General features: G+C 58.9%; 35 protein-coding genes and 2 pseudogenes. 24 read left to right on the forward strand and 13 right to left on the reverse strand.

The genetic code is table 11. The features are described from left to right. Positions 1 to 936: 936 nt before the first annotated feature. Positions 937 to 1,206: pseudogene (locus tag MUK72_RS19305) on the reverse strand (winged helix-turn-helix transcriptional regulator); the annotation flags it as partial. Between the two features lie 148 nt (positions 1,207 to 1,354). On the opposite strand from MUK72_RS19305, the gene MUK72_RS19310 reads away from it, so the two are divergent. Further along, positions 1,355 to 2,206, forward strand: a complete 852-nt coding sequence (locus tag MUK72_RS19310) for a VOC family protein (RefSeq protein ID WP_244706830.1) — start codon at positions 1,355 to 1,357, stop codon at positions 2,204 to 2,206. A 141-nt stretch (positions 2,207 to 2,347) separates the two neighbouring features. Here the strand turns inward: MUK72_RS19310 and MUK72_RS19315 are convergent, their stop codons facing one another. The 6 genes from MUK72_RS19315 to MUK72_RS19340 form a co-directional block, all read right to left on the reverse strand. Next, positions 2,348 to 2,893 carry a hypothetical protein gene (locus MUK72_RS19315; RefSeq protein WP_244706832.1) on the reverse strand — a complete coding sequence of 182 codons (546 nt, stop codon included), beginning with the start codon at positions 2,891 to 2,893 and terminating at the stop codon, positions 2,348 to 2,350. Positions 2,894 to 3,399: 506 nt separating this feature from the next. Continuing rightward, complete coding sequence (locus MUK72_RS19320) at positions 3,400 to 3,708, reverse strand: hypothetical protein (protein WP_244706834.1); 309 nt, start codon at positions 3,706 to 3,708, stop codon at positions 3,400 to 3,402. Positions 3,709 to 3,766: 58 nt separating this feature from the next. Next, positions 3,767 to 4,132, reverse strand: a complete 366-nt coding sequence (locus MUK72_RS19325) for a hypothetical protein (protein ID WP_244706835.1) — start codon at positions 4,130 to 4,132, stop codon at positions 3,767 to 3,769. A 155-nt stretch (positions 4,133 to 4,287) separates the two neighbouring features. After that, the gene (locus MUK72_RS19330) at positions 4,288 to 4,620 is read right to left on the reverse strand and encodes a hypothetical protein (RefSeq protein WP_244706837.1); all 333 of its coding nucleotides are present in this window, start codon (positions 4,618 to 4,620) and stop codon (positions 4,288 to 4,290) included. After that, entirely contained in the window at positions 4,613 to 5,188 is a 576-nt protein-coding gene (locus MUK72_RS19335) for a DUF8160 family protein (RefSeq protein ID WP_244706839.1), read from the reverse strand. The genes MUK72_RS19330 and MUK72_RS19335 overlap by 8 nt, the downstream gene beginning before the upstream one ends. Next, positions 5,185 to 6,183: a ParA family protein gene (locus MUK72_RS19340; RefSeq protein ID WP_244706841.1), complete on the reverse strand. Its 999-nt coding sequence runs from the start codon at positions 6,181 to 6,183 to the stop codon at positions 5,185 to 5,187. The genes MUK72_RS19335 and MUK72_RS19340 overlap by 4 nt, the downstream gene beginning before the upstream one ends. Before the next feature lie 147 nt (positions 6,184 to 6,330). On the opposite strand from MUK72_RS19340, the gene MUK72_RS19345 reads away from it, so the two are divergent. Then, positions 6,331 to 6,498: a DUF1931 domain-containing protein gene (locus tag MUK72_RS19345; RefSeq protein WP_244706843.1), complete on the forward strand. Its 168-nt coding sequence runs from the start codon at positions 6,331 to 6,333 to the stop codon at positions 6,496 to 6,498. Positions 6,499 to 6,936: 438 nt separating this feature from the next. Here MUK72_RS19345 and MUK72_RS19350 read toward each other — a convergent pair whose 3' ends face one another. After that, positions 6,937 to 7,548, reverse strand: a complete 612-nt coding sequence (locus MUK72_RS19350) for a transcription initiation factor IIB family protein (protein ID WP_244706845.1) — start codon at positions 7,546 to 7,548, stop codon at positions 6,937 to 6,939. Between the two features lie 25 nt (positions 7,549 to 7,573). Then, entirely contained in the window at positions 7,574 to 7,996 is a 423-nt protein-coding gene (locus MUK72_RS19355) for a FaeA/PapI family transcriptional regulator (protein ID WP_244706847.1), read from the reverse strand. A 486-nt stretch (positions 7,997 to 8,482) separates the two neighbouring features. Here MUK72_RS19355 and MUK72_RS19360 point away from each other — a divergent pair, with 486 nt between their 5' ends. From MUK72_RS19360 to MUK72_RS19400, 9 genes are all read left to right on the forward strand, one after another. Continuing rightward, complete coding sequence (locus tag MUK72_RS19360) at positions 8,483 to 8,824, forward strand: metal-binding protein (protein WP_244706848.1); 342 nt, start codon at positions 8,483 to 8,485, stop codon at positions 8,822 to 8,824. Beyond that, on the forward strand, positions 8,821 to 9,000 hold the full coding sequence (locus tag MUK72_RS19365) for a hypothetical protein (RefSeq protein ID WP_244706850.1): 180 nt from the start codon (positions 8,821 to 8,823) through the stop codon (positions 8,998 to 9,000). Before MUK72_RS19360 ends, MUK72_RS19365 begins: the two co-directional genes overlap by 4 nt. A gap of 444 nt (positions 9,001 to 9,444) precedes the next feature. Further along, positions 9,445 to 9,927: an SWIM zinc finger family protein gene (locus tag MUK72_RS19370; RefSeq protein ID WP_244706852.1), complete on the forward strand. Its 483-nt coding sequence runs from the start codon at positions 9,445 to 9,447 to the stop codon at positions 9,925 to 9,927. Then, positions 9,927 to 10,484 carry a hypothetical protein gene (locus tag MUK72_RS20360; protein WP_342346253.1) on the forward strand — a complete coding sequence of 186 codons (558 nt, stop codon included), beginning with the start codon at positions 9,927 to 9,929 and terminating at the stop codon, positions 10,482 to 10,484. Before MUK72_RS19370 ends, MUK72_RS20360 begins: the two co-directional genes overlap by 1 nt. 341 nt (positions 10,485 to 10,825) lie before the next feature. Next, complete coding sequence (locus MUK72_RS19380; RefSeq protein ID WP_244706854.1) at positions 10,826 to 11,359, forward strand: hypothetical protein; 534 nt, start codon at positions 10,826 to 10,828, stop codon at positions 11,357 to 11,359. Continuing rightward, entirely contained in the window at positions 11,356 to 11,715 is a 360-nt protein-coding gene (locus tag MUK72_RS19385) for a hypothetical protein (RefSeq protein ID WP_244706856.1), read from the forward strand. Before MUK72_RS19380 ends, MUK72_RS19385 begins: the two co-directional genes overlap by 4 nt. Beyond that, complete coding sequence (locus tag MUK72_RS19390) at positions 11,712 to 12,095, forward strand: hypothetical protein (RefSeq protein WP_244706858.1); 384 nt, start codon at positions 11,712 to 11,714, stop codon at positions 12,093 to 12,095. The genes MUK72_RS19385 and MUK72_RS19390 overlap by 4 nt, the downstream gene beginning before the upstream one ends. 201 nt (positions 12,096 to 12,296) lie before the next feature. Then, positions 12,297 to 12,542, forward strand: coding sequence for a hypothetical protein (locus MUK72_RS19395; protein ID WP_244706860.1), 246 nt, complete (start codon positions 12,297 to 12,299; stop codon positions 12,540 to 12,542). Beyond that, complete coding sequence (locus MUK72_RS19400) at positions 12,539 to 14,359, forward strand: MBL fold metallo-hydrolase (RefSeq protein WP_244706862.1); 1,821 nt, start codon at positions 12,539 to 12,541, stop codon at positions 14,357 to 14,359. Before MUK72_RS19395 ends, MUK72_RS19400 begins: the two co-directional genes overlap by 4 nt. Before the next feature lie 30 nt (positions 14,360 to 14,389). On the opposite strand, the gene MUK72_RS19405 is transcribed toward MUK72_RS19400, so the two are convergent. Continuing rightward, on the reverse strand, positions 14,390 to 14,668 hold the full coding sequence (locus tag MUK72_RS19405; RefSeq protein ID WP_244706865.1) for a hypothetical protein: 279 nt from the start codon (positions 14,666 to 14,668) through the stop codon (positions 14,390 to 14,392). Then, entirely contained in the window at positions 14,661 to 14,927 is a 267-nt protein-coding gene (locus MUK72_RS19410; RefSeq protein WP_244706867.1) for a helix-turn-helix domain-containing protein, read from the reverse strand. Before MUK72_RS19410 ends, MUK72_RS19405 begins: the two co-directional genes overlap by 8 nt. A gap of 180 nt (positions 14,928 to 15,107) precedes the next feature. Between MUK72_RS19410 and MUK72_RS19415 the strand changes: the two genes are divergently transcribed. The 7 genes from MUK72_RS19415 (at position 15,108) to MUK72_RS19445 (ending at position 16,974) form a co-directional block, all read left to right on the forward strand. Then, positions 15,108 to 15,635, forward strand: a complete 528-nt coding sequence (locus MUK72_RS19415) for a hypothetical protein (protein WP_244706869.1) — start codon at positions 15,108 to 15,110, stop codon at positions 15,633 to 15,635. A gap of 149 nt (positions 15,636 to 15,784) precedes the next feature. After that, positions 15,785 to 16,039, forward strand: coding sequence for a hypothetical protein (locus MUK72_RS19420; RefSeq protein ID WP_244706870.1), 255 nt, complete (start codon positions 15,785 to 15,787; stop codon positions 16,037 to 16,039). Next, positions 16,036 to 16,203, forward strand: coding sequence for a hypothetical protein (locus MUK72_RS19425; RefSeq protein WP_244706873.1), 168 nt, complete (start codon positions 16,036 to 16,038; stop codon positions 16,201 to 16,203). The genes MUK72_RS19420 and MUK72_RS19425 overlap by 4 nt, the downstream gene beginning before the upstream one ends. Next, the gene (locus tag MUK72_RS19430; protein ID WP_244706875.1) at positions 16,200 to 16,406 is read left to right on the forward strand and encodes a hypothetical protein; all 207 of its coding nucleotides are present in this window, start codon (positions 16,200 to 16,202) and stop codon (positions 16,404 to 16,406) included. The genes MUK72_RS19425 and MUK72_RS19430 overlap by 4 nt, the downstream gene beginning before the upstream one ends. After that, positions 16,406 to 16,555 carry a hypothetical protein gene (locus tag MUK72_RS19435; RefSeq protein WP_244706877.1) on the forward strand — a complete coding sequence of 50 codons (150 nt, stop codon included), beginning with the start codon at positions 16,406 to 16,408 and terminating at the stop codon, positions 16,553 to 16,555. The genes MUK72_RS19430 and MUK72_RS19435 overlap by 1 nt, the downstream gene beginning before the upstream one ends. Then, positions 16,552 to 16,743, forward strand: coding sequence for a hypothetical protein (locus MUK72_RS19440; RefSeq protein ID WP_244706879.1), 192 nt, complete (start codon positions 16,552 to 16,554; stop codon positions 16,741 to 16,743). The genes MUK72_RS19435 and MUK72_RS19440 overlap by 4 nt, the downstream gene beginning before the upstream one ends. A 21-nt stretch (positions 16,744 to 16,764) precedes the next feature. Next, positions 16,765 to 16,974 (forward strand): hypothetical protein, encoded by a 210-nt coding sequence (locus MUK72_RS19445; protein WP_244706881.1) that lies wholly within the window; start codon positions 16,765 to 16,767, stop codon positions 16,972 to 16,974. Positions 16,975 to 17,011: 37 nt separating this feature from the next. Here the strand turns inward: MUK72_RS19445 and MUK72_RS19450 are convergent. Continuing rightward, positions 17,012 to 18,144, reverse strand: a pseudogene (locus tag MUK72_RS19450) (IS630 family transposase). A gap of 153 nt (positions 18,145 to 18,297) precedes the next feature. Between MUK72_RS19450 and MUK72_RS19455 the strand changes: the two are divergent. Both MUK72_RS19455 and MUK72_RS19460 read left to right on the forward strand, forming a co-directional pair. Further along, entirely contained in the window at positions 18,298 to 19,467 is a 1,170-nt protein-coding gene (locus tag MUK72_RS19455) for a transcriptional regulator FilR1 domain-containing protein (protein WP_244706883.1), read from the forward strand. A 61-nt stretch (positions 19,468 to 19,528) separates the two neighbouring features. Next, positions 19,529 to 20,143, forward strand: a complete 615-nt coding sequence (locus tag MUK72_RS19460) for a hypothetical protein (protein ID WP_244706885.1) — start codon at positions 19,529 to 19,531, stop codon at positions 20,141 to 20,143. Positions 20,144 to 20,334: 191 nt separating this feature from the next. Here MUK72_RS19460 and MUK72_RS19465 read toward each other — a convergent pair whose 3' ends face one another. Then, positions 20,335 to 20,628 (reverse strand): hypothetical protein, encoded by a 294-nt coding sequence (locus MUK72_RS19465; protein ID WP_244706887.1) that lies wholly within the window; start codon positions 20,626 to 20,628, stop codon positions 20,335 to 20,337. Between the two features lie 1,338 nt (positions 20,629 to 21,966). On the opposite strand from MUK72_RS19465, the gene MUK72_RS19470 reads away from it, so the two are divergent. The 4 genes from MUK72_RS19470 to MUK72_RS19485 are packed head-to-tail and all read left to right on the forward strand — an operon-like array spanning position 21,967 to position 23,523. Beyond that, positions 21,967 to 22,170 (forward strand): hypothetical protein, encoded by a 204-nt coding sequence (locus MUK72_RS19470; protein ID WP_244706889.1) that lies wholly within the window; start codon positions 21,967 to 21,969, stop codon positions 22,168 to 22,170. After that, entirely contained in the window at positions 22,170 to 22,466 is a 297-nt protein-coding gene (locus tag MUK72_RS19475; protein WP_244706891.1) for a hypothetical protein, read from the forward strand. Before MUK72_RS19470 ends, MUK72_RS19475 begins: the two co-directional genes overlap by 1 nt. After that, the gene (locus tag MUK72_RS19480) at positions 22,463 to 23,176 is read left to right on the forward strand and encodes a DUF4326 domain-containing protein (protein WP_244706893.1); all 714 of its coding nucleotides are present in this window, start codon (positions 22,463 to 22,465) and stop codon (positions 23,174 to 23,176) included. Before MUK72_RS19475 ends, MUK72_RS19480 begins: the two co-directional genes overlap by 4 nt. Next, positions 23,173 to 23,523: a hypothetical protein gene (locus MUK72_RS19485; protein WP_244706895.1), complete on the forward strand. Its 351-nt coding sequence runs from the start codon at positions 23,173 to 23,175 to the stop codon at positions 23,521 to 23,523. Before MUK72_RS19480 ends, MUK72_RS19485 begins: the two co-directional genes overlap by 4 nt. The last annotated feature ends 212 nt before the right edge of the window (positions 23,524 to 23,735 follow it).

A 23,735-nucleotide genomic window follows, 5' to 3' on the forward strand; every position in this document is an offset into this window, starting at 1 on the left:
GCTGGTGCTAGCTGGGGGTCCAGCAAAGCGTAGCTTCTACTGGGGTCCAGTGTGGCGATACCGTTACAGCAAAACTGGGGGTCCGGGTGAGCTATGTCTGAGTGGGGGTCCAGCGAAGCGACGACGAGTGGGGGTCCGGCTGGCGAGTGATGAGCTCCGATTGACTGACGAGTGGCGGTGGCGGCGACGACGACGGCGACAGCACAGCGACGGTGGACATCCAGGAGTGCGAAGTGCTGCATCAGCATGGCCGGGGGCCAACTGCTGTTGCGGCCTGCGGTGCGGGTCGGCAGCATCAGCGGCGGCTCGTCAGCTACCGCTCGATCGCCACAGCACAGTCGGGCTAGATCTCGGTCGCCGGCCAGCGCAGCGCCAGCACGCTCGGGGGTCAGCAGCGCGTAGCGAGCACGGAACACGCCGAAGCCAGCAGAGAATACACCAGAATACGCAGCGACTACGCAGGTCAGCAGCGGGAGAATACGGTCGAATACGGAAAGCATACGCCCGCAATCACAACCAGCATCGGAGCACTCACAGCGGATCGCCAGCGGGGACCCCGGCAGCATCGAGCACGAGAAGAGAATACGCAGCGATTACGACCGATTACGCACCGTTGGCAGGCCCGGAGCACTCCCGTCGGCATCCGGTTGCTCTCAGAAGCGCACAGACGACGTTCACAGCCGAGCGGTAAGTGAATGGTAGGGGGAGGGGAAAGCCGCCCAGCGACAGCGAGGCCAACAGCAGGCCGCCCTACGTGGCGCGTGATCGGAAGCCGTGGATGCTCCCTGCTCCGTATTCGGTGCGAACACGCAGCGACTACGCAGCTATAGGGATTAGCACTGATTCTCAGAGTTCCATATATCACAGATTGTCGACTTGGTGAAACCGGCGTGCAAGATAGAGAGGCTATATGCAGCAACTCGGTGGCTGCAAATCACTTGCTGGCGATTCCAACTCCCGGCGGTTGTCAATGAACCCGTTCTCTTCCAATCCATCGAGGACCCGCGAAAGCGTGTACGAACTCGCTCCCGTGGACCGTTTGAGCTCGTTGAACCGCTTTTCGCCGTCCCGGAGGTCATTCAGGATGACGAGTTTCCACTTCGAACCCACTTGCTCGACTGCTCCAACAACAGTACAGACATCCGCATTCCGCTGTTCGACATTGGACTCTTCATTAGCATCAATCGAGGGTGGTTGGGTTGCCATAACCTGGTTACACTGTTGTTGCCTGAACTATACATTGGTTTGGAACCAAACTAGGTACTGCAATGGAACTACAAACTGGCAGACAGCCGGAGAAGGAGACTTGATAAAGCAGACGGAACAAACCTCCGGTACTGGAGACCGAACGAGAATGCAATCCGACCCCGATTCGCACGTGCTTCCGTCCGAGACCCGGATAGGTCGAACGGCACTCCGGGTGTCAGACCTCGATGAAATGGTTGAATTTTACCGAGAGGTCGTTGGCCTGAGTGTCCTCACTCGCTCCGAGACCACAGCGATCCTCGGCGTCGAAAAGACGCCACTCCTCGTCTTGGAGCGGGACGAGGCCGCACTCGCACGAGATCGGTCGGGAGCGGGACTCTATCACACCGCATTCAGAGTCCCTTCGCGTTCGGCGTTAGGTGACGCGCTCGGTCGAATACGAGACCGCTGGCAGCTTAGTGGTGCGGCCGACCACGACGTCAGTGAGGCGTTGTACCTCACTGATCCGGAGGGAAGCGGTGTCGAAATCTATCGTGACTTTCCTCGTGAGGAATGGCCCATCGCCGACGGCGGGAGGGTCCGGATCGGGACCTATCCACTCGACCTCGAACCGGTGGAAGCGGCTGGTACAGGTGAGCTAGGAGTCCCAGCCGGAACGGATATCGGGCATGTGCATCTGGAAGTCACCTCGCTTGAGACGTTCAGCGACTTCTACGTCGACACTCTCGGTTTTGACGTTCAAACGACCGTGCCGGACGCATCGTTCGTGTCTGCTGGAGGATACCACCACCATATCGGTGCGAACACGTGGCACCACCGGACAGGCACAGTCGAGGGCAGAGGGCTGTCCTGGTTCGAAGTGGTCCTTCCAGAGGCCCAGACGCTTGAGACGATTCGAGACCAAGTAGCGGGCAGTCAGTTCACCGTAACTAAGACGGACGATGGAATCTCGATCATCGGTCCGGATGAGATCGAAATTCGGTTCAGCGTCGAGACGTAACTTGTAGCCCTACGTTGTCTTCCTCTTGGCTAAACCCGAAGTCAGCCGATGAAGATTTAGCCTCAGTCGGGTCTATGACAGCGCGAATAAACTGTGCCCGACACGCGCCCTTGATTCAGCACAGGCGACCAGTGAAGCAACCTAAACCGGGAGACGTTCAAGCGCCTGTTCAACGGAGACGCGCCGGAACTGCTGAACTATCCAGACGTCATCAGAACCGAACGCTGGGACGTCTTCCCCTAACTCGCTGTCCAGCGATTCGATAGTCGCTTCGAACCAGTCGTTCGTTGGTTGGCGTGGCTGACGTATCGAGAACTCCGCGTCGCTCGGATGACCGTCCGGGGAGTACACATAGCAGTGGTCTATTCGTCGCTGGGCACTCTGTAGTGTGATGGCATCCACGTCCGGCGATGTGGGTGACACATCCGGGATCAAGAGGGTCGTAATCGCCCGGTCGTTGATCGTCCGCAGGAGTTGCTCTGCATTGGGTTCGACTGCGACGTTCTTGTGGTCGGGATAGATATCGAGCATCCGGTAATCCGCCGGTTCGCTTGTCGTCTGGAAGGTGTAGTAGTCCGGGTACTCGAAGAAATCTTTCTCGCGAGTCTCAGTGAGATAGTCATAAAACGCAGTGACGCATGACAGGACGAAGGTACCAGCGCCGAGCCCCTCGATCCCTGTTCCCATCACGACACCTACACGGTCATCCGACGTGACGTGCGGCATCACCGTTTCCCGGGTGACTCCGTGTCCATCGACCCGATATTTGAACGAGGTCCTGTCCAATTCCTTGGTCGTGTGCATTCGTCACAAGCGATTGCGTCCGCCCTGCTAAATGAGTTCGGGGGCTGAACTCAACTACTGAATACGCGCCCTGTATCTTGCACGAGGTTTCCGACAGCCACCGGAGGGGTATGCAAACCAAGGTATGGATTTGATTGCTAATCCCTATAGCGGAGGGAGAATACGTCGAATACAGAGAGAATACGCCCGTGCCACCGATGCCACTATCGGTAGGACGGCGATGCTCTCAGAAGCGCACAGACAGCGTCCACAGGCGAGCGATGAAGAGATGGACCCCAGACGGCAGCAACCGGCATGAGAGCAGCCAGCGGCGAAGCAGCCCGGCCAGCGTTTCGGACAGGTCGTTACTCGGATCAGAAGCCCGCATACCAGGAGAGAATACGCAGCGATTACGGTGAGGAATCCGAACTCCGCGAGGACCATGAGAACGGCCGTGCTTGCTCTTCGAGGTCTTCCAATCGGTCATCGAGGTCTTCGAGTCGATCATCATGGGCAGACAACTGCTCGCCGTGCTCGGCTAGCTGCTCGGCCGCCCCGATCTCCGTGTCCTCCTGGTCCTGCTCGCTCTCGAAAATCATGTCCCGCCGATCGACGAGGTGACGCAGGTAGAGCGTTCGGTTGCGAAACCCGCGTTCTTCGTACTCACCGTCTAATTCCTCGATGACCTTCGGTTCCAGCCGGAGCGTGATTGGGTCCATATCTGGAAACAAACACGAGAGAATACAAAAAGAATACGCACGTATTCTCTCAGCGCTCTCACTTCGAGTTGTTCAGAGCATGAGCGAAAAGGAACCAGTCGGGCAGCATCAGGATCATCTTCACGAACGCTGCAATCGCGACGAACGCGACCGTCAAGCCCTCGATGAGCAGTGTTCCGTCCGTCCACCCACCGCCAGAGGAAGCCACCACAGCGACGACACCAGCCATCAGTAGCCAGCCCACGAAGACCGTTCCCGGTCGGGCGAGCATCACGAAGACGATGATAGCGAGGAGACCGACCGCGATCCAGAACGTCGTCGACGCCGAAAGCCCAGTCACCGACACCGCTTCCACGTCGGTCGGATAGCTCAGGACGGCCAACGCGGAGAACAGATACGCTCCCCAGCCCACGATGGTCCCCACAACGAACACGAGCGCCGGTTTCAGTAGGCCGCCGTTGCTCTCGCTTTCGGTGGAGGATTCGGTGCTGTTCGTCTCTCGGCGTGTATTCTCTTGCTGTCTGTTCCTTCGCCGTGCTTTCCCTCGTCGGGTTCGAGGATGGTCTGAAGGCATGGTGGTCACCGTGTGTCGATGTTCACGCGGGCGAGCACCGTCTGTACCTCATCGGTCGCGATCATCCCAGTGCTGGCAACGTGATCAATCCACAGTTCCAGAGCGTTGTGTGCCCATTGAACTCGCTCGATCTCGGCTTGGTTCGGTGATTCACCGTCTAGATCGGCAGCAGCGCCGAAGAACGCATCCATGTCACCGTTCGCTTCGTCACGGGCGATCTCGGCATCTGGATAGCGCTCGGCAATCTGCTCGATTTCATCAACCAACTCGTTGCCAGCGCGAGCGGCTTTTTCCGGCGTGTTCATGTCGAACTCGGCTGGCGGTCGGTGGTTAGCCATCAGCTGTCACCTCGGCTGGGACAGGTGTGTATGGGTTCGCATCAAGCGCATCGCGCACCTCAGCCGGTGATTCAGACATCTCTCGAACTGGTTCGATACCATGTTCAAGAATGAGCGGATAAACGTGGCGGTTTTTTTGCAATTCAACATCGTAGGCTTTCCGATAGTGGTATTTCACATCCTCAAAGACATCGGTAACAGTGTCGTGCAGCCGTTGGTCGAGGTACATATAGAGCGCTTTATTCTCGCGTTTCACGTTCTCGTCGCCGGCTTGTGACCACTCAGCATCCTCATCTTGATCAGAATTACTGGGTTGTTCAGATTGACCGTCCTGACCATCTTGTCCAGTTTGTCCGGTTGTATCGGTTTGTTCAGATTGGCCGTCCTGACCATCTTGTCCAGTTTGTCCGGTTGTATCGGTTTGTTCAGATTGTCCGGACTGTCCAGTTTGAGTGGTTTCCTCTTCGCTGTTTGTGTTGTCCCCAGGAGAGCCAGAGCGGGTGCGTCCCCGACGATCAATGAGCCGATCCGCACGACTCTGGGGGTCGTCGGAATCATCTTGGCTCACTGCGCATCACCCTCTGATTCAGACGTCGCCGTCACTTCTGATTGTACACCCATGTTATCGTCAGCGAAACTCGCTTCGAGGCCAGCAGCGAGATCGTCAAAAACCGCGCGCATATCCCGGTTTGGTTTTCGGTCTTCCGGATCATAGGCGAACAGCGAAACGCCTGCATCGGCAGCCCGTTGGAGAGCAACCCGCTTTCGCACTTCGTACACGGGAATGTCCCCGAACGCTTTCGCCGATGCTGCCTCGAAATACTCAAGCATATCATCTGCCACAGCCGTCGCTTCGACACGGTTGGCAACGAGCGCACGCTCACGGATTCCAATATCGTACTCATGCTCGATCTGCGCCAGGTAATCGTTCATCAACTCGATTGCACGCTGGCTCGTTCCTTCGGCGAGCGCTGGGATAACGATATTCCGTGCAGCAAACAGCGCGTTGTCAGTCATATGCCCGAGGTTTGGCGGACAATCAACGATCACGAAATCGTAGGGTGCGCGTGTTCCCTCTCGCATTCGCTCGGTGCGCTGCTCATCGGTCAGCTGATGCACTTCCGCGAGTGCGAGCGACAACTGTTCACCTGCCCGTCGTGTGACCGTCAAATCGGCTTCAATCGTCGCCATGTCGATGTTCGCCGGAAGTACGTCCATTTCCCCATCGGGATGAGGATGAATGAGCTCAGGCGTGACACTACGCTGCTGGGCATCGGTGAGGGCATCGTACAGCGACGGTGGTTGTGCCTCAAAAGCCTCCGCTAACCCGAGTCCTTCGGTCGCGTTGCCCTGTGGATCAAGATCAACGAACAGTACATCATGGCCCCGCTCGTTCAGCGCGCCTGCGAGATTGATAGCAACTGTCGTCTTCCCAACACCACCCTTCTGATTGATCGCCGCGATCGTCGGCGGGAAGGTAACTGCGGGAGCCTCAGCATCAGAATCTTGTTCGGATTCAGTATTGGTACGGTCCAAGCCAGAATGCCCAGTTTGTCCGGTCATACTTTCCACTCCGGTATGTACGGACAAACCAGTTAAAACTTACTCCCGTCGCTGCTATTAGGACCCTGAATCAGCTATATCCATAGAAGAAGTGCCGAGACGTACTTGAATGGCAACTTTGATGAGAACGGAAGCGAGAACGTGTCTGTGGCAAATACCATCGTCAAAGCGGCTGTGAAAGACGAATTGAGCGAGATGAACGTATCGAGTAATTTCTACGACGCTCTCGATGAGCAAGTCAGCGAAGTACTCGAGAACGCTGCACAACGAGCGAGCGACAACGATCGAAAGACCGTCCAGCCCCGCGACCTGTAAGGCACAACGAACCGGCAGCGTTCTAGCTGACTCTCGACACTGTTTTCGAGCGGATCATTAATCCTGAGAGGGTCGCGGGATGATTAGAAGTACTCTCGCTACCGGACTCGGGCATTTCACCGCCTCCGGTCGGTTTTCACGAGGAGATATGGGACGGCGTGCTTTGAGCGCAGAGGAGGGAGCGAAGAAACCAGCAAGCGTGTCACACGCCCAAGGACTATGGGCATGCCGAGTAGACAGCCATACACCGAGGACGGCAGAGCGTTAACATGCCTAGCCAGTGTCTCAACGCGGTCGTACCCCCCGTCCTCGGCCTTCTCTCGCCAGTACCCACACCCCGAATCCAGCGAGTGCCCTACACAGGACAAATAGTCATCAGAAAAACCACCAGGCGCAAGCGTCATCAATTGCCCATCAGAGTGCACGACTCACAAAGCGTCAGTCCGTGTCGAGATACTGCCACCGACTCGCAGGGATTTTCCCATGCTCATCGCCACCCAATAGGTGTGCTTGTTCGTTAAACCGACTCCGAATGGTCACAACGGAGACGCCGGCAACCGCCGCTATCTCCTGTTGCGTGAGGCGACCATGCCGGTCACAGTCGGCAAGATACACCGCAGCGGCAGCCACCCCGGCAGGCTTTATCCCCGCGTGCAGCCCTGCCTCAACACTCTTCGTGACGATTTCATGTGCTTGCGCTTCCGTCCGGTCCTCAATGTCAAGCGAATCTGCGAACCGCTCGACGAACTCGTGAGGATTCGCGGGTTCGAGACCAATGTCGAGCTCGTCCGCGAGGCATCTGTACATCCGGCCGAGTTTCGTCCGATCTACGTCGGCTTCAGCGCTTACTTCATCGAGCGTGTGGCTCTCGCCATCGCGGCGGAAGGCGGCATACACGGCGCTCGCGGCGATCACTTCGATTGACCGGCCCATCTGCATCTCCGCAGCGAACGCGCGATACGCGAGCGCATGGGCTATCTCGCGGACGCTCTCGGGTGCATCGAGATCATCGGCCAACTCCGCAACCGCAGCCTGCTGGCGCTCGTTCATGGATGGAAAACGTAGTAGGAAACCGCTAGCTGTCCGCGGACTGTTCGACCGGGTGTTTGCTACCGCTCTCGTAGACGGTATCACCCACGGTGATCGACTTGCCGAGGTTGAGGCTTAAGAGCTTGAATAGCGTCTCAGGGTCGTTGTTCGCGAGCACGTCAGCCACATCCGGTGAATCCTCGTCCTCGTCCGCACGCCACCACAGAACCCGCTTACGCGCCTTTCGCTTGTTCACTCGCCCGTCAGCATCCAATTCGCGTAGCCGCCGCCGCGCAGTCTCTGCCCCCGAATCGTATGCGTCAGCCACGTCGCCCGCCGTGATGACCGGCCCTTCGACCATATCGAACACATCCATCACATCCTCTTTGTCGAATTTCTTAACGAAGCGACCTTCACTATCCATATCTCGCCCCGCTTTGTTGGTGCGGCGTTCTTCTTCGTCAGCCATACCCGCTCCTACACCAGCCATAAACGTAAACCCATCGGTAGAAACCTATAGCTTCCACCCACAGTATGTAAGCCACGTCAAATCAGCGTGAGACGCCCACCAGCCGCGTTCCTATGAAAACGGCCGATCAAGACGTGATAGATCTCAGCCTCAGCAGCCGATAATCAGCCGACAGCGGAAGCGAAACCGCATTTTTCTTTGTCCGTTAGCGGCCGCAGTTTGCTGTCTCAGCGGCTTCGGGAACGGACTATTATGACAAGACAAACTGATTCATAGACCCTTCCGTCGCTCTCAGCGCTCTCAACGAGCTATCAGCACCAAAACCGCAAGACATCGGACTCAGACTGTAAACCCGAGGCATAGAGTTTAAGTTGATGGGGCCATTACGGTGGAGTAGAGACAGACCGGTCCCTTCGGGGCAATTTCCAACGAGGAAAGTGCCCGCGCGTCTCAGCGCGCGGGCCGGTGGTCTCGCCGAACGAAACCATGAGCACGAACGAATTCAGCGGTCAAGAATCCGGCGACTCGCCCAACGAACGACGCGCGGAATGGGAGCGGTTCAGTATGACTGTCGTTGGCGGCGACGGTGCTGGCTACGTCAACGTGCGGAACGATTCGCACGAGGATCCCGGCGAGCACATTTACAGCGTTCACGTCGCCAACGGGCGAGCAGACGATTGCTCGTGTCCTCACGCCGCCCATCGCGGAGCGCACTGCAAACACCAGCGCGCCGTCGAGCAGCGCCCGCTCATCCTGTCAAGCGCCGACGCTGCGGGCGCACAGACGCCCCGCGTGGCCGCCGACGGCGGTGAGGTGATCGGCGAATGACGCTCATCTGCGATCGGTGTGGCTCCCATGACCTCCGCATTACCGCCCAATCCTACAACGGCGACGACGCCTTCGAGGGCTACGAGTGCGGGAACTGCGGGGCGACCGGCAGCCTCACCCACGACAGCGTAACCGGTACGACGCTTTCGGGCTGTCTCGGCAGCGACGGCCTGTGAACTGCGCTATCTGCGGGGGCTCAAACGCTGAAATTCCCGATCCGGCTGCACCCCGATCGGCCACGCGCCGACTCTGTGCGGTGTGCGCCCGCCGAGAAGGGAGCCGGTAGGTCGCACGCCTCATACTTCTATCGGCCTGTCAAAATCTCGTCTCATGATCGGCGATGAGCGGATGCAGTTGCCGGTCTCAGCGGTTTCGGGAACGGACTATTATGACAAGTCAAACCAACTCATACGAAACAGCGCCGCAGCTATCTCCACACATCGGCCATTAGCACCGAAACCGCAAGACAGCGGACTCAAAGCACAAACCCGAGACAAAGAGTTTATGTTAGTGGGGCCATTACGGTGGAGTAGAGACAAACCGGTCCCTAGGGGCGCTTTCAACGAGGAAAGTGCCCGCGCGTCTCAGCGCGCGGGCCGGTGGTCTCGCCGAACGAAACCATGAGCACGAACGAACTCAGCGGACAAGAACGTACCGACGACGGACGACGCGGGATTGAAGCGGTCGCAAAGCGCGTCAGCCGCGCGCTCGATGGCTTTTTCCACGTCGAAGCAGCCGGCGACGACAAATATACCGTCTTCAGCGGGTCGGGCAGCAGCTACACGGTGGATCTGTCAGACGGGACCTGTACGTGCCCGGACGGTCAGCGAGGGTCATGGTGCAAACACGCCCACCGCGCCGCATTCGTGACCGGGAAAATTCCCGACATCGACGGCGTTCACGTCGAATCAGACACCATCGACGACAGCGATGAAACCACCGAGAGTGACGATCCCGAGCAAACCAACGACGACAGTGAGACGCTCGCCGAACGTGTCGAGCGCTTCGAGCAATCTCACCCCGACGCTTCGCCGATCAAAGTCATCAGCCAGCTCGGGATCGACCCCGACCAGAAAGAGCGCGTCGAGGAGGTGCTGGCCTAATGTCCGACAACCCGACTGTCAGCCAGCAGTACGCCTTCTCGGTCGGCGAGGACGGCGATACCGACGGTATTGAACCATCCGAGGAAAGCGTCGAAACCGATCTAGAAGCCTTCGGCGCATCGGTCGATCACCGCGAGCGCGACACCCGGATTGACCAGCCCGAAGCCAGCAGTTTCGGAATCGACGACCGCGCCACAGTCACCCGCCGCGACGGTGGCGAGCAGCGCGCGCTCTTTGCCGACACTGACGACGATCAACAGACCCTTACGGGCGAACACGCCGCGAGCCAGTGTCTTTTCGAGAGCGACGACGAAAGCGACGACGACCCCGACGCCGTCATCACCGCGAGCGACGAAGCCCCGCGAGCGCTCGCCGACGGCGGCCAAACAATCACCGAAACCGACGAGAAACGTGCTTGTGAGGCGTGCAAAAGCCTCAATAACGGACTTAACGGATTCGTTCATGACACCACAGACGAGTCATGGACAGACTACGACGCGCTTTGCCGCGAGTGTTTCATTGAGATTGCATCAGACGACATGAAGACCGAAGCATGAACGACGACGAACCCGAAGCTACGGCCGAATAGGGAAGCGAAACTGCATTTCTTTGTTCGTTAGCGGACGCAGTTTGCCGTCTCAGCGGGTTCGGAAACGGACTATTATGACAAGTCAAACCAACTCACACGAAACAGCGCCGCAGCTAGCTCCACACACCGGCCACTAGCACCGAAACCGAAAGACAGCGAACTTAGAATTCTAACCCGAGGTAAAAGGTTTAAGGCAATAGAGATATTACGGTGGAGTAGAGACAGACCGGCCCCTCGGGGCATTTTCCAACGAGGAAAGTGCCCGCGTGTTGTCGCACGCGGGCTGGTTGTCTCGCAGACCTGACAACCATGACGACGAACGCCATCAGCGGACAAGAACCCGACGAATCGCCCGCCGACCAGCAACCGACCAGCGAAGCCGACGACAAAAGCCACGAGACGGTTCACTCGGCCGGTGACTGGATGCTGCTCGTCACCGCAGAGGGCTACGTCGAAGCCCGCGAGGACAAAGGACCGTACGAAGGAGCGCGGTACTTCACCACCCGCAGCACGATGTGGGCACCGCGAGGCGGGGACTATCGCTACGGCAAATCTATCGAGGACGTGCTGGCCCGCTACACCCACGAAACGTGCTTCGAGCGCGATGCCGACGAACACGGCGCGGCCCTGCGCGACGGCATCATCTCGGCGCTCCAATCGATCGCCACGGACGCGGTGTGCGATCGCCGCGAGTGCGACAGCTGCGTGCCCCACGTTCGCCACGTCAACGCTCCGACCGGCCCGAAGACCGCCATCGTGTGCGGCGAGCACGCTACCGACGAGCGATACGTCACGAACCACCCGCTCGGTACCGTCGGCGAGCAGGAGGATGAGGACCGATGAGCGACCGCGAAACGGCCGCACTCACGCCTGCGATGCTTTCGGGCACGCCCGTCGGCGAGGCAGGCGGGTTCGCCGCGTGTGATAGCTGCAATCGGACACTAACCGACGGCCAGCGCGAACACGACCTCAACGACAGAGAAGCCGACACCGTGTACGCCTACGCGACCTGTGCGCCGGGCACAAACAAGTGGTCACTCTGCTGGGTCAGTTGCGAGGAATGCGGCCCGCCCGGCGACGGTGAGGCCGACGAACCCGGCGAGGCGGTCGCCAAAGCCACGCTCGCCTTCGACGCTCGCATCGACGGTTTCACTCTCGCTGACCCCGAACTTTCCCGGCAGATGGAGGGCAAACCATGACCACCGACAACTGGCAAGAACCGGAAATGATGGCCGAACTGGCTCACGGACAACTGGTGCGCGACCGCGAAAGCGACGACGACAGCCAGATGATCGTACTCAAGATTCGAGACATTTCGGCCCGCGCATATCACATCGACGCCATCGACCAGACCGTTGCCGAAGCAAACCCCGAATATCCACCCCATGAACCAGTGGTCGATGTTGTGTTCGTCGCGGATATTGAGGATGCAGTCGGCATCAATTGGGAGGCCGACGACATCCTCCGAATGGATGCTGACGATCAACTCGAACGAGCGGACATCCAACGCTACGCCTATCCGATCAGCCGACTCGCAGAAATCACGAACGATGATATGAACGCCGCGAGCAGCCGATAGTAGCGATGAACGGGTGTGTCTGTGGCTCCGACCGACCGCCGCGAATGGTCAAGCGTGCCCGAGAGAGCGCCGGCTGGCCCGACAGTTGGGACAGCGTTCAGATCCTCGAATGCCGGAAGTGTGGCCGGCGACGCAAAGCATAATCCGACGACGCAGAGGAAACGGCCCGAGAATTCCGCTACTATCGGACGGAGGCGATCGATGGTCATCGAGTGGTGGCGCTACTGCTATCCCGAGTGTAGGGCGCACAGCCGTGTTTCGCGCACAAATCTCGGCGGCTATCGCTGTGGGACGTGTGGCGCGGTGATCGAGCGGCGCTACGATAAGAAACATGGAGATACTAACAGCATGATCGAGGACTGCGAAAACAAAACGATAGAAGCCTTGCTGTACGAAGACATTGATATCATGACTCACCGAGTGAACGAGCGAGGTAACGATCGATGAACGACATCAACGAGGAAATGCCGTGGCTCCCCGCTGACATCGACGAGACGTTCGATCCCCTCGCACACGCCGACGTGGAAATCGACGCTGAAACACCAATCGCCGTCACTCCGCGTGGCGGCGCACGCGAAGTCGGTCGCAGCTGCTATCAGGTCGATACCGAGTTCAGCACTCTCCTCGTCGATTGCGGGCTCAATCAGGGAACCGGCGACTCGTTTCCTGACTTTCGCGGACTCGAACCCGGCAGCGTCGGCGCAGTATTCCTTACCCACGCTCATATCGATCACTCCGGCGGGCTGCCAGTCCTAGAAGCACGCGGGCTGCTCGCCGATGACGCGCCGATCATCGCCACCCCACCAACCATCGAGATCGCCAAAACCCTGCTCGAAGATTCGCTGAAAATCCATCGCCGCGAGAGCCGCCACGCGGGCGAAGAACAGCAGTACGTCGAGGCTCACGTCGAGGCTATCTTCGAGCGGTTCGAGCCGGTCGATTACGGCGGTGGCCGCGCCGAAGCTCTCGCCGACATCCCTGACGAGGACCCGCTTGTCTTCCAGATGGGTAACGCCGGCCACCTTCTCGGATCGGCGTGGCTTATGCTCCAGACCAACGGCTATCGCACGGTGTTCTCCGGCGATCTCGGCGGACGTGCGCCCCACCTTCCAGATATCACCGCACCGCCACAGGCCGATCTGCTCGTACTCGAATCCACCTACGGGTCGCTCCACAGCCACACCTCGATGAGCGACGCGCAGACGGACCTCTACAATGCCGTCAAGCGGGCGATCCAGTCCGGTGAACCCGTGCTGATACCCACTTTCGCCGTCGGCCGGGCACAGGTGCTCATGCTGATGTTCGCCAATCGGCTGCATACGCTCTCAGACGACGTTCGAGATCGGGTCCAGCTCGTCGTCGACGGGATGGCCCAGGAAGCCACGGACATCTACCACGAGTTCACGACGAACGCGAGCTTCATGGACGAATCTATCGTCAATCGCGTCGAGTCTGGGACACCAAAACCGTTCCTGCGCGATGATACTGCCTTCCCCGACACCGACAGTCACCGTCGAGCGATCCTTAGCGATGCAGCCCAGTCGGGCGGGAAAGTCCCGATCATCATTGCGCCGTCGGGGATGCTCACTGGCGGCAACTCCCCGCGCTATCTCACCGAATTCGCCGCTCGCTTCGGCTCCGCGAACATCTTCCTTACCGGCTATCAGGCCCAGAACACCACCGGGCGCGTGCTACAAGACCAGATCAAAGCCGACAAGGACGAACTCACCTACACGGTCACCAGCGAACCGCTCGGCACCGACTGGCCCTCCACGTCGAACATCGTGCGGACCACCGTCGAGGAGGAAGGTGCCGCCAAGCACGTCACCCGCGCGACGATCCCCGCCGACTGGGTGAGCACGATCAACGGGTTGAGCGGCCACGCCGCCCAGTCCGGGCTGCTGGAGTTCGCCCGAACGGTGAATCCCGAGACGGTTGCGCTCATCCACGGCCCGGAGTACGCCCAAGGCGATCTCGCTACGCACCTCGCGAAAAACGTCGAAAGTCTCTCGGAAGCAACGCGCAGCCGGATGCTCACCCCGATCGCCGTCTCGCGGGAGATCGACGTTGACACGCCAGCGCTCACGCCCGAGCACTTCGACGGTGACGACCTCTCCGTACCCGAGAAAATCGAAATCATGCAAGAGCAGCTATCAGCGATGAGCGAAGACCTCGCCGCTGCTCGAAACGATACCAGCCCGTCCGAAGCGGAGATCCGCCGTATCGTTCGCGACGAATACGAGAGCGCCGAAGAGACGGGTTGAGAAGGGAACTTCCGCCCTTGCTGCCGGTCACTATTCGTCGTAGAGCGTTTCCGGGCGCTCGCCGCTCTCAACCGCGTTGACGAACGTAGCGCGGCAGTCTGACGAGCAGAACCAGTACTGGACGAGGCGTTCATCGTCGATTTCGGGCGTGTATCGGAACACCTGTACCGTCTCGTGCGCCTCGACATCCTCATCGGTCAGGTAGGTAACTACGCGCTCGTTGCACGCCGGTCCCTGGCAGGGCAAATCGACCGGCCGCGCTTCCATGTGGGGCGTTCCGTGACTCTCGGAGCGCTGAAGTTCACTCATTGCCATCGAGGCTCCTATCAGCGAGTTCGTCCGTCGGGAGCCACCACACGACGGCCCGCGCGCCGACCTCATCTTTTCGTAGCGGTCCCTCGTCAGCTAGCCGTTGGAGCCGCCGGTACGCAGTTGAGCGTTCAAGGCCGAACTCGTCACCGACCGATTGAGCCGTCTGATAGGGCCGTACAGCCCGCCCGAAAAACGACAAAATCTCACTGTCGTTTACTGCCGTCTGATACTGACCGCGATCATCACGCTCTCGCATACCCAGCACTCCAACGTGCGCGGGTATAACCCTTTCACCTCAACGTGAACCGGCAGAGTTAAATCCTTACATCACGTGGTGTATGGTAGAGACAGACCGGTCCCTTCGGGGCATTTTCCAACGAGGAAAGTGCCCGCGCGCGACAACGCGCGGGCTGGTTGTCTCAGGTGGAGAACAACCATGACGACGAATGCAATCAGCGGACAAGAACCCGACGAATCGGACGCCGACCAGCAACCGACCACCGAAGCCGACGCCGAGACGGTTCACGCGACCGACGAGTGGGCGCTTGTCGTCCGAAGGGATGGCGCGGTCGAAGCCCGCACCCACTGGCCCAACGGCGACCCGCAAACGTTTACGACCGCACCGATCGACGAAGCCCCGGATTCGAGCGCGACGTACCGCTACGGCCTCTCGATCGAGCAGGTGCTTTCCCGTTACACCCATGAAACCCGATTCGACCGCGACCTGAACGCGCGCGAGAATGGAGCGGCGTTCCGTCGAGGCATCATCGACGCGCTGTGTGCGCTCGCACCAACGACGTTCCCCGACGGTTCCGACGGTCAGCCCGTCGGCATCGTGTTCGTCAACGCTCCCACCGGCCCCTCGACCACGGTCGTCAACGAGGACGCTTCCGCCGACGGTACGTACGCGACGTTCTACCCGTTCGAGACCGCGAGCGAGAGCACCACGGGAGAAGACCGATGAGCGACGATATTCTCATCGGGGAGTCTCGATGGTCTCACGGTCGGCGAAGCCGCGTGTCCCGACGACGCAGTGATTCTCGGCGGGTCAGACGCCGAGGACGAGCGCACGAATCGGTCGCTCGGGGAGTACGCGCGTGAGGTTGACGACCCATGAGCACCGATCTGTTCGCGGACACGGACGCGGACGCCGAGCCAGCGTTTGAGCCGCGCGACGGCGAGCACGTTGAGAGCGAAGCCCAATCAACCGACGAGAGCGAACCGACCACCGACGATCACGACGCATGGAAAATCCACTGTCGAGAGTGCAGCGAACTCGTGCCCGCGAAACCGTACTGCTACGAGTGCGGCGCTGAACGTCCGGCAGACGGCGATTACTACGTCGCTGAGGAGGTCGGAGGGCGGTGAGCGAGACACCAAACGCCTATCTCGAGTGTACCCGTGAAGACTGTGAGAAGCCGGTCGCCCACGCCGATCCGCGTGAGAAGTATCGCGGGATGCACATCGGCGGAGATGAATACTGCTCGCTCACCTGTTGCATGGACGCGATGGACGAGGAGGCCGAGAGATGAGTCCTGACACTCGTTCGCGGTTGTGCCCGGAGCACCGCAACGATAGCAGCCCAACGTCGTGCGTGCAGGCCCAGCGTATCGACGAGCTAGAGCAGACGGTCGAACGCCTCGCCGAGCACGTCGAAGCACTGGAAGCGGACGAACGAGACGACGCGGAGGGAACAGCCCGAGAGTCCACGGCGCTCCCCGACGGAGGCTCATAGTGACGGTCGAACAATGGCGGTACTGCTGCCCTGAATGCGGATCGCAGGGTCTCGTTCCGCGCACGAATCTCGGCGGCTATCGGTGCGAGGTGTGCGAGACGGTGGTTGACCAGCGCTACGACAAGAAACACGAGAAACTGACAGCATGACCGAAAACGGCGAAACCAAGGCGCTAGTAGTATTGACCCAAGAGGAGATCGACACCACGATTCACGCATTGGAGGAGGCCGGTATCGGGATGGACAGAGAACAGTTCGAGGAAGTGTACGGCGACGTGTACCGCAAGCTTCACGCGGTCGAAAACAAGGGCGGCGACAACGAGTACCGGGTGAAGTGACGGGCCAGAACCGTACCGAGAATGGACATCAACCAGCAAGAGGACGACTGGATAGCCACGATGAGCTATCCCGAAAGGCACGAAATTGATGTGTCTCCGGGGGATCATGCGGTCGCCGCCGTCGCACACGAATACGCCGTCAAGCGCTCAGAGATCAGGTCCCGAGCCGTGCGCTATCACGACGACGGGGCGACAGTCGTGGTTAGTCGGGGAACCGATGGACAGCTCTAGTCCCAGACACGCTAGTGTAGCTTCAACCGTGATCTTGCTAGCTTTCTTCGAGCGGAACGGGATAGAGCCGGCGTAGCTTGATCCGGGCGTCATCGGTGGTGAACTGCCAGTCGATCAATTGGTCAGCGGCGTTGTGGCGAGCCTGCCACGCAGCGACCTCCGACCGGAGGGTCGCTGCGTGATAGATGCGGCGGTCGAGACATTTCCGTTTGAGGACTCCTATCTCGATTTCAGCCATATTCAACCAACTCCCGTGCTTGGGAGTGTAGTGGAATTCGAACCGATCAAGGTACGCTTGAGCTTTGTCTGGTGGGAAGAACCGATAGAAGCCAGCAGGATTGTGCGTGTTGAGCTGATCAACCACCACCCGGATGCAGTCGGCATCCGGGTAGTGGACATCTGCGAGTTCAACCATCCGGTCAATCCACTCGCAAGTGCGTCGCCTGTCCGTGATCTCGACGTTCACCCACCCAGTCAACGGCTCGGTGGCGAGATGAATTTTCTTCTTCCCGTTGCGTTCGTAGTGCGTGTCGATACGTTCGACCGCTCCCGGTTTCGCCGGGAGCGGATCGCGTTTGTGCCCCCGAAGTGCTTTGCTTGATTCATCGAAGCAGATGACTGGCCGGTTCTCGTCGTAGGGTTCCCGGTAGAGGTCGAGGACGTCCTCCATGTAGTAGACGAAGTCAGCGTCTTGTTCGGGCGGAATCGCCCAATAATCCGAGAGATGGGGTTTCAGCGGCGTTTTTTTAAACGCTGTCGGACGGTTTCGTGAGAGATCGACTCGAAGTCGATCTCGTCGAGGGTCACGAGTTCGTCGGCAAGGAGGTGGAGTGTCCAGCGAGCTTCTCCCGTTGGTGGTTCGCTACAGGCAAGGCGAATGAGATGAGCTTCAGCGTCGCCGTCAAGTTTGGTTTCGTACTCGCGGTCGGGCTTGCGGCGATGAATCGCCGCGAGCCCTCGCTCGGTGTAGGCTTTTCGCGTGTTGAACACTGTTTTGGTGTGGCAGCCGACGTGCTCACTGATTTCTGAATCAGTGAGCCCGTCATCTACCTTCAGGAGAATCCGTGCTCGCGTGTTGTCCTCGGATTTCCGTTCACCGGTAGAAATGAACCAGTCAAGCGTATCGCGGTCTTCTTCAGAGAGTTCGACGAGATATTTTTTCGCGCTCATTCCAGTAGTTACGCGCCCAGAGACGATATACCTGTAGGTTCTCGGTTGAAGCTACACTAGGAGCAGCCACGCGATTGTGGTATCCGCATTTTCGGTCGCGCCCCCGATCACCACCAACAAACCATTATGCCTACCGTGGCAGGACTTTGAAACATGAGACCAGACCTTACTAGCCGCGAGTTAGTCAAGCATCTAGCAGTCAAGCATTCTCAGACGAGAAACGTCGTGGGATTGCTGGAATCCATGCAAGAGCCGATGAAACCCAAAGAACTCGCCCAGGAACACGCGGTAGAGCGAAGAGTGGTACCTGAGATCACTGATCCGCTAGAGCCGTGGGGAGTGGAACGTACGAATAATGCACACCGGCAAATCACCACCGCTGGCGAGGCCGCACGGCAAGCATTCGCGACCGCTCTCGAAACCATTGACGCGGACAAGCTCGCGTGGCTGGCCCGCTCGGAAAATCGTGAGGATATTTTAGATCATTTGCAGGAGGAGGGGCCTGATAGTGCTCAGGAGATGTCTGAGATCGACGGATGTCCAGACAAGAGAACCATCGACCGGACCCTTGAAGAATTCGATGAGCGGGGATGGGCTAACTGCGAAGAGCAGCAGAGAAGTCGTACTCTCATCGCTCATCTCACTATGGATGGAGAAAGAGCAGGGCGCGTGTACGATGATCTGATTGCGAAGATGACACAGGTAATCGACAAGGCACCATGCTTGCGAGACCTGTATCTCGGTTGTGCAGATATACCTCTTGAGACACTCGGCAACGCAGAAATCGTAGAAGCCACCCCAGAAAACCCATTCAGGATAGAAAAGCGGTTCCGTGAGCTATCCAGCAGGGATTTTCACCACTTTCGCGGGCTTCAGTCTCACTGGAACGGTGAAAACGCGAAAGCATATATCGAGGCTGTCAGAGACGGGAAAGAGTTCGAGGTGGTTAGCCGTCCAGTGGGTCTCGATGAATTTCCGACCAATCCCGATGAGGTGAAATGCGTTATAGATGGTCTCAGAGCCGAAAATTATCACTGGCTCATGCACACTGACGGCCTCCCGTGCTCGTTGGCGATTTTTGACAGACAGATGGTAGTCGTTGGACCACGAGACCCAGGAACGACGAACAATATCCGAACGGGTGCTCTCTTCTCACAAGACGACGACTTGATTGATTGGGCAGTGAATTTGTATGAGTCGCACCGCCAACAAGCCGAAAATCCATTTGACATTTCCATCGGAGTGAGTATCGGAATCAACGATCTCGTTGAACTCCTACACAGCCGGTACTTGAACGACGACGAAAGTTCGCAGAACACATAGATCGAGCATTTCACATACGGCCCTGATACTTAACCCCTCCACAGCCTAAGTGCAGGAAACCATGACCAAACCATCACACGGAAGCGACTACCAGTTTGAATTTCAGTTCGACGACCTCCTGATTCTTCGGCTTGGTACTCACTGTCAGAACTCCGATTCCCAGCCCCGCATTTGCTGGGAAATAGAAAACACAGACCTGTCGGGTGATGCCGCAACAATCAGAGTCCCGCCGAATCGGGGCGATTTCACCATGCCCTACGGGACTCTTGATGTCGCTGAGCCTCGCCTTGTCTTCGGAAAAGACGAAGACCCTCGTCCTGCTATCGAGCCGGAGTCGCGGATGATCGACACCGAGGAACGGGAAACGATCACTCTCCCAGATCAACTCGCCACTGACATGAGAAATGACTTAGAAGACCTCGGAACAGTCGACGAAACCAGCCAGTTGTGTGCTGATCCATCGCCGTTCCCTTCTACTATCCACTCCAACGAGGTCTATTACGGGCCAACAGAATGGGAACCAGTTGGTTGGGAACCAGAGCGCAAAGTCATGCACTACGCTGATCGAAACAACAGATTCCCCGAGCGGAGCTATCAGATAGAAAATGGCGAACTGATCTGGCGTGAGTTTGACCCGAAATCTTCGAGCGAAGCAGAGCAATTGCGCGTGACATAGTACGATTGGTGTGCAGGCAGCAGGGCAACGTGTTGGGTGTTAATGTAAAGCCGCACGAAATCCGCGGAGCGGCTACCTTGTCAATATACCCTTGTAGCTCTCAGAGTCGTTCACACGAAAAGAACCATACTGTGATGCCACGCAACGCCGCCGAGACGCTATCTGGAATGGTAGTCTCAGGTGAGAGAGCCCTATTCAGTAGTGTCATCCATGCCAGCGACGAACTCAGCAGGTTCGGCATCCGAATCATGCAGATAGCGCTCGCCAAGGTTCGTGATTGCGTAGTATGCCCGTGCTTCATCCTGAAACGGCTGGTGGACTAACCCATGAGTCGAAAGCTCCTCACGCAATCGCCGCCCAACGTGCTTTTCCGAAGGTGCGGAGGCCCCATATTCGGCCCGGAGATTGAGTGCGATCGCCTTCGGCGGCATAGCGACACCCGTTCGGTCAAGCAGACGCAGGATGTAGCCATCTGCCCCAGTCATCCACGGTACCAGCGGCGGCATTGACTCTCGGTACGCCCAGACAGGGGTTTAAAACCCGTGGAGCGCCGGGGTAGATGCATCATCCGTCACATAATACTCTTCTAAGGGACATATTTATTACGGATGCTCTCAAAGGGTGGTTATCGCCAGAGTAAAATCGATGAACGAAACCCTACCCATTCGGCGCACACGCGGTCCGCCAGCGGTGCTCGTTGGGAACGGGACGGACGCTCGGCTCACGGGCGTAGTGCGTCAGTGCGGACAAACTCGGCCACCGTATCTGGGTGAGAACCAGTCACCCGGAATCGGCCGAACCCGCACTGACGATCTCTGGCAACATCGGATTGCTGATCATTTCAAGGACAATCAATCCAATGTCCCAAAGCAAGACATACTCTGGTGTCCATTCACCTAAGGATACCGCACGTTCGCGGCGCGTAGAACATGACAACCAGCCAGAGGAGACTGGCGATAACGACACGGTAGAACCTGCTTGTCGCGCGAGAGAGATCGGTCGTGGAGCCGAGCGCCGAAAGTGGCGCGAGACGCCGTATAATGGCCGTATTCGGGCTTTTTACGAGGCATGCGAATGGTGTTATCCAGACGGTCATCCCGACGACGAGACTGAAACGGTCGTGAGAAGTTGTCGCGAGCCTACAAAGTATCATCGTCCAAGAGACGAGGGCGAGCCGTGCGAACAGACCGACGCTCCTGAAACCGACACAGCCGGCACTCGCATCTCACAAGATGCCATTGAGCCGATCGGAGCGATTAGTTCGCTCACAGATCTCCAAGTAGGCCAGCGGGTCGTGTTGGAAAGCCGGAAACAGCCGTTGCGCGTCATTAAGAGCACGTCTGAACCAGATGGATCGGTCACACTTCGTGGTCCCAGTGGCGGCGAATATCAGATTGAGGGACGACCGGAATACTCCCAGCCATACTACCTCCCCAAAACCGGCTACCTGAGCGAGATCATCCGCGTGCGCGTGACGATCCCGGTGGGGGCAGTCTAAACGGGCCGAGTGGATGGCTGCACGCACCCCACCACAACGCTCGCCCGCGAGTTCTCTACGGTCTGTCAGACCGTCATACAAAACCATTTATACCGAGCGATGTATCGTCTGCCCAAAGCAAGGACTAATCAATCAAGTGCCAACGAGGGGATTTGAACACTCTTTCCTCGTGGTCCACGGCAAATATAGCTTTCGCCCCACGCGCAGAGGCGTTGCCGTCTCTCGCTGGGCGGCCGACTCGCACACGTCGGCAGCAAGCAGAGTCAGCCGTGGGTACGACGGCTCTCCCGGCCGTCAGCACTCCAATCACGGGCCATAGATAGATATGGCCGCACGTAACAGAGCATACACCCACCGACACGATGAGGCACAGCCAGCCGACCAACACAGCGACGACCCCGCCCGGCAAGCCCGAGCGCGGATGCGCCGCGCGAAAGAAGCCGCGCGGTATCGCGAGCAGGCGACTCTCGCCATCGACGACGAACGCGCCGGCCCTGGAATCGGAGATCGGCAAGGGGAGGTCGCCTAATGCGACCCGACGCACTCGGGCAGGTTGCCGACGCCGACGCTCCCGAGACGACTCAGTGTGCCGTCTGTCGCGGCACCGCCGAACACCTGTCGAGCGCGTGGCAGGGCGAGGGCACCGCCTATCACAACTACCAGTGTCGAACCGAGCGCTGTCCGGCAGCCGGCATGATCATCGAACACAAGAGCGGCGAGTTCCGGCGAGTCGGCCCGATCTTCGGCAGCCGCGATCTCGCCGTCCGTCTCGCTACGCGCGAGCATCCCGACGCACCCGCCGAGTGTCAGGAGGTCGGCGTATGAACGGCGAGTTCAAGGGGAGTGACAGCAACGAAACCGAGCCTGACGCTCAGATCCGAGCAGATATCGAGCGCTTCTTCGCCACCAATCCGACTGCAACTGTGGTCGGCGCGCTCGGCACGCTTACCCTTTCGCCGAATTATCGCGAGCTTGTCGAGGACCTCCAGCCTGGTTCCGACGTCGACACCAATATCGACGCCGATGCTGACACCAACGCTGAATCCGGTGGTGAATCGGCCGATAGCAAGGCAACGACCGACAGTGGATCAGGAACCTGCGTCGTTCACCGAAGCGAACCCCACGATGTCTATATCGGTCGGGGTCGCAGCGGTGATGGCCACCTCAACAACACAGACATCGGCGAGACGGGCTGGCTCGGCAACCCCTACAAGCTCGACGGACCTGGCGGTGGCTACAGCCGCAAACAGTCGATCGCCCTCTACTGGGACGACCTCCACTACCGGATCGAGCATGAACCGGAATTCGCCCGCGCGCTCGCGCAACTGAAAGGTCAGCGCCTCGCGTGTTACTGCCGGCGCTCACACGAGAACGAACCAAACTGTCACGGCGACGTGCTCATGCGAGCGATCGAGGGGCTGCGGCCGGTCGACGGGTCGGCTGCTCGCGGCGATTCGACCTCCGTTGATGATTCACCGCCGGCCTCCGAGTCCGGGGCCAGAAGCGGAGTCGGCAGCGTCGGTGGGGAACGATGACGGAGGTGCGCTCCTTCGTCGGTTGCGAAGCCGATACCGCGCTTTGCTGTCTGCGGTGTGTCGCCCTCAACAGCTACGACGACGCGCCCGATCTCACCGCGACCGTCGACGAATACGAGATACCGACAAGCGCGATCGGCGAGCCACGCCCCGACCGCGAGACGGTGCCGGCGTTCAGGCGCTACTGCAACAAGCACGATGTCTTCCTCGTTGCGAGCTACAGCGATCTAGCCGACGAGCAGGCATGGAAAGGCGAGGAGTGGATCGCGGCACCGCTTCATACAGACACGGACCAGCCGATCGCGGTTCCCATCCGCCTCAATGAAATGCTCGGAGGCTCGCGATGAGCGCCGAGTGTCCCCCGAAACCCACCGACGGAGATGTCAATCGGGAGGGCAAGGACGATATCTTTATCACGCGCCTCCCTGTCGGACTATGGCATAAGCTAGGAAATCAAAGCGCCAAGAGAAAACGGGGCGAGAAACTGACATTTCCTCGCCCCGCTTTGGACAGGCGCGGTCGCCGGGTGCCCACCGGATTGACCGTTACTTGTTCTCTC

The organism is Halococcus dombrowskii, assembly GCF_022870485.1.
GTDB lineage: Archaea > Halobacteriota > Halobacteria > Halobacteriales > Halococcaceae > Halococcus > Halococcus morrhuae.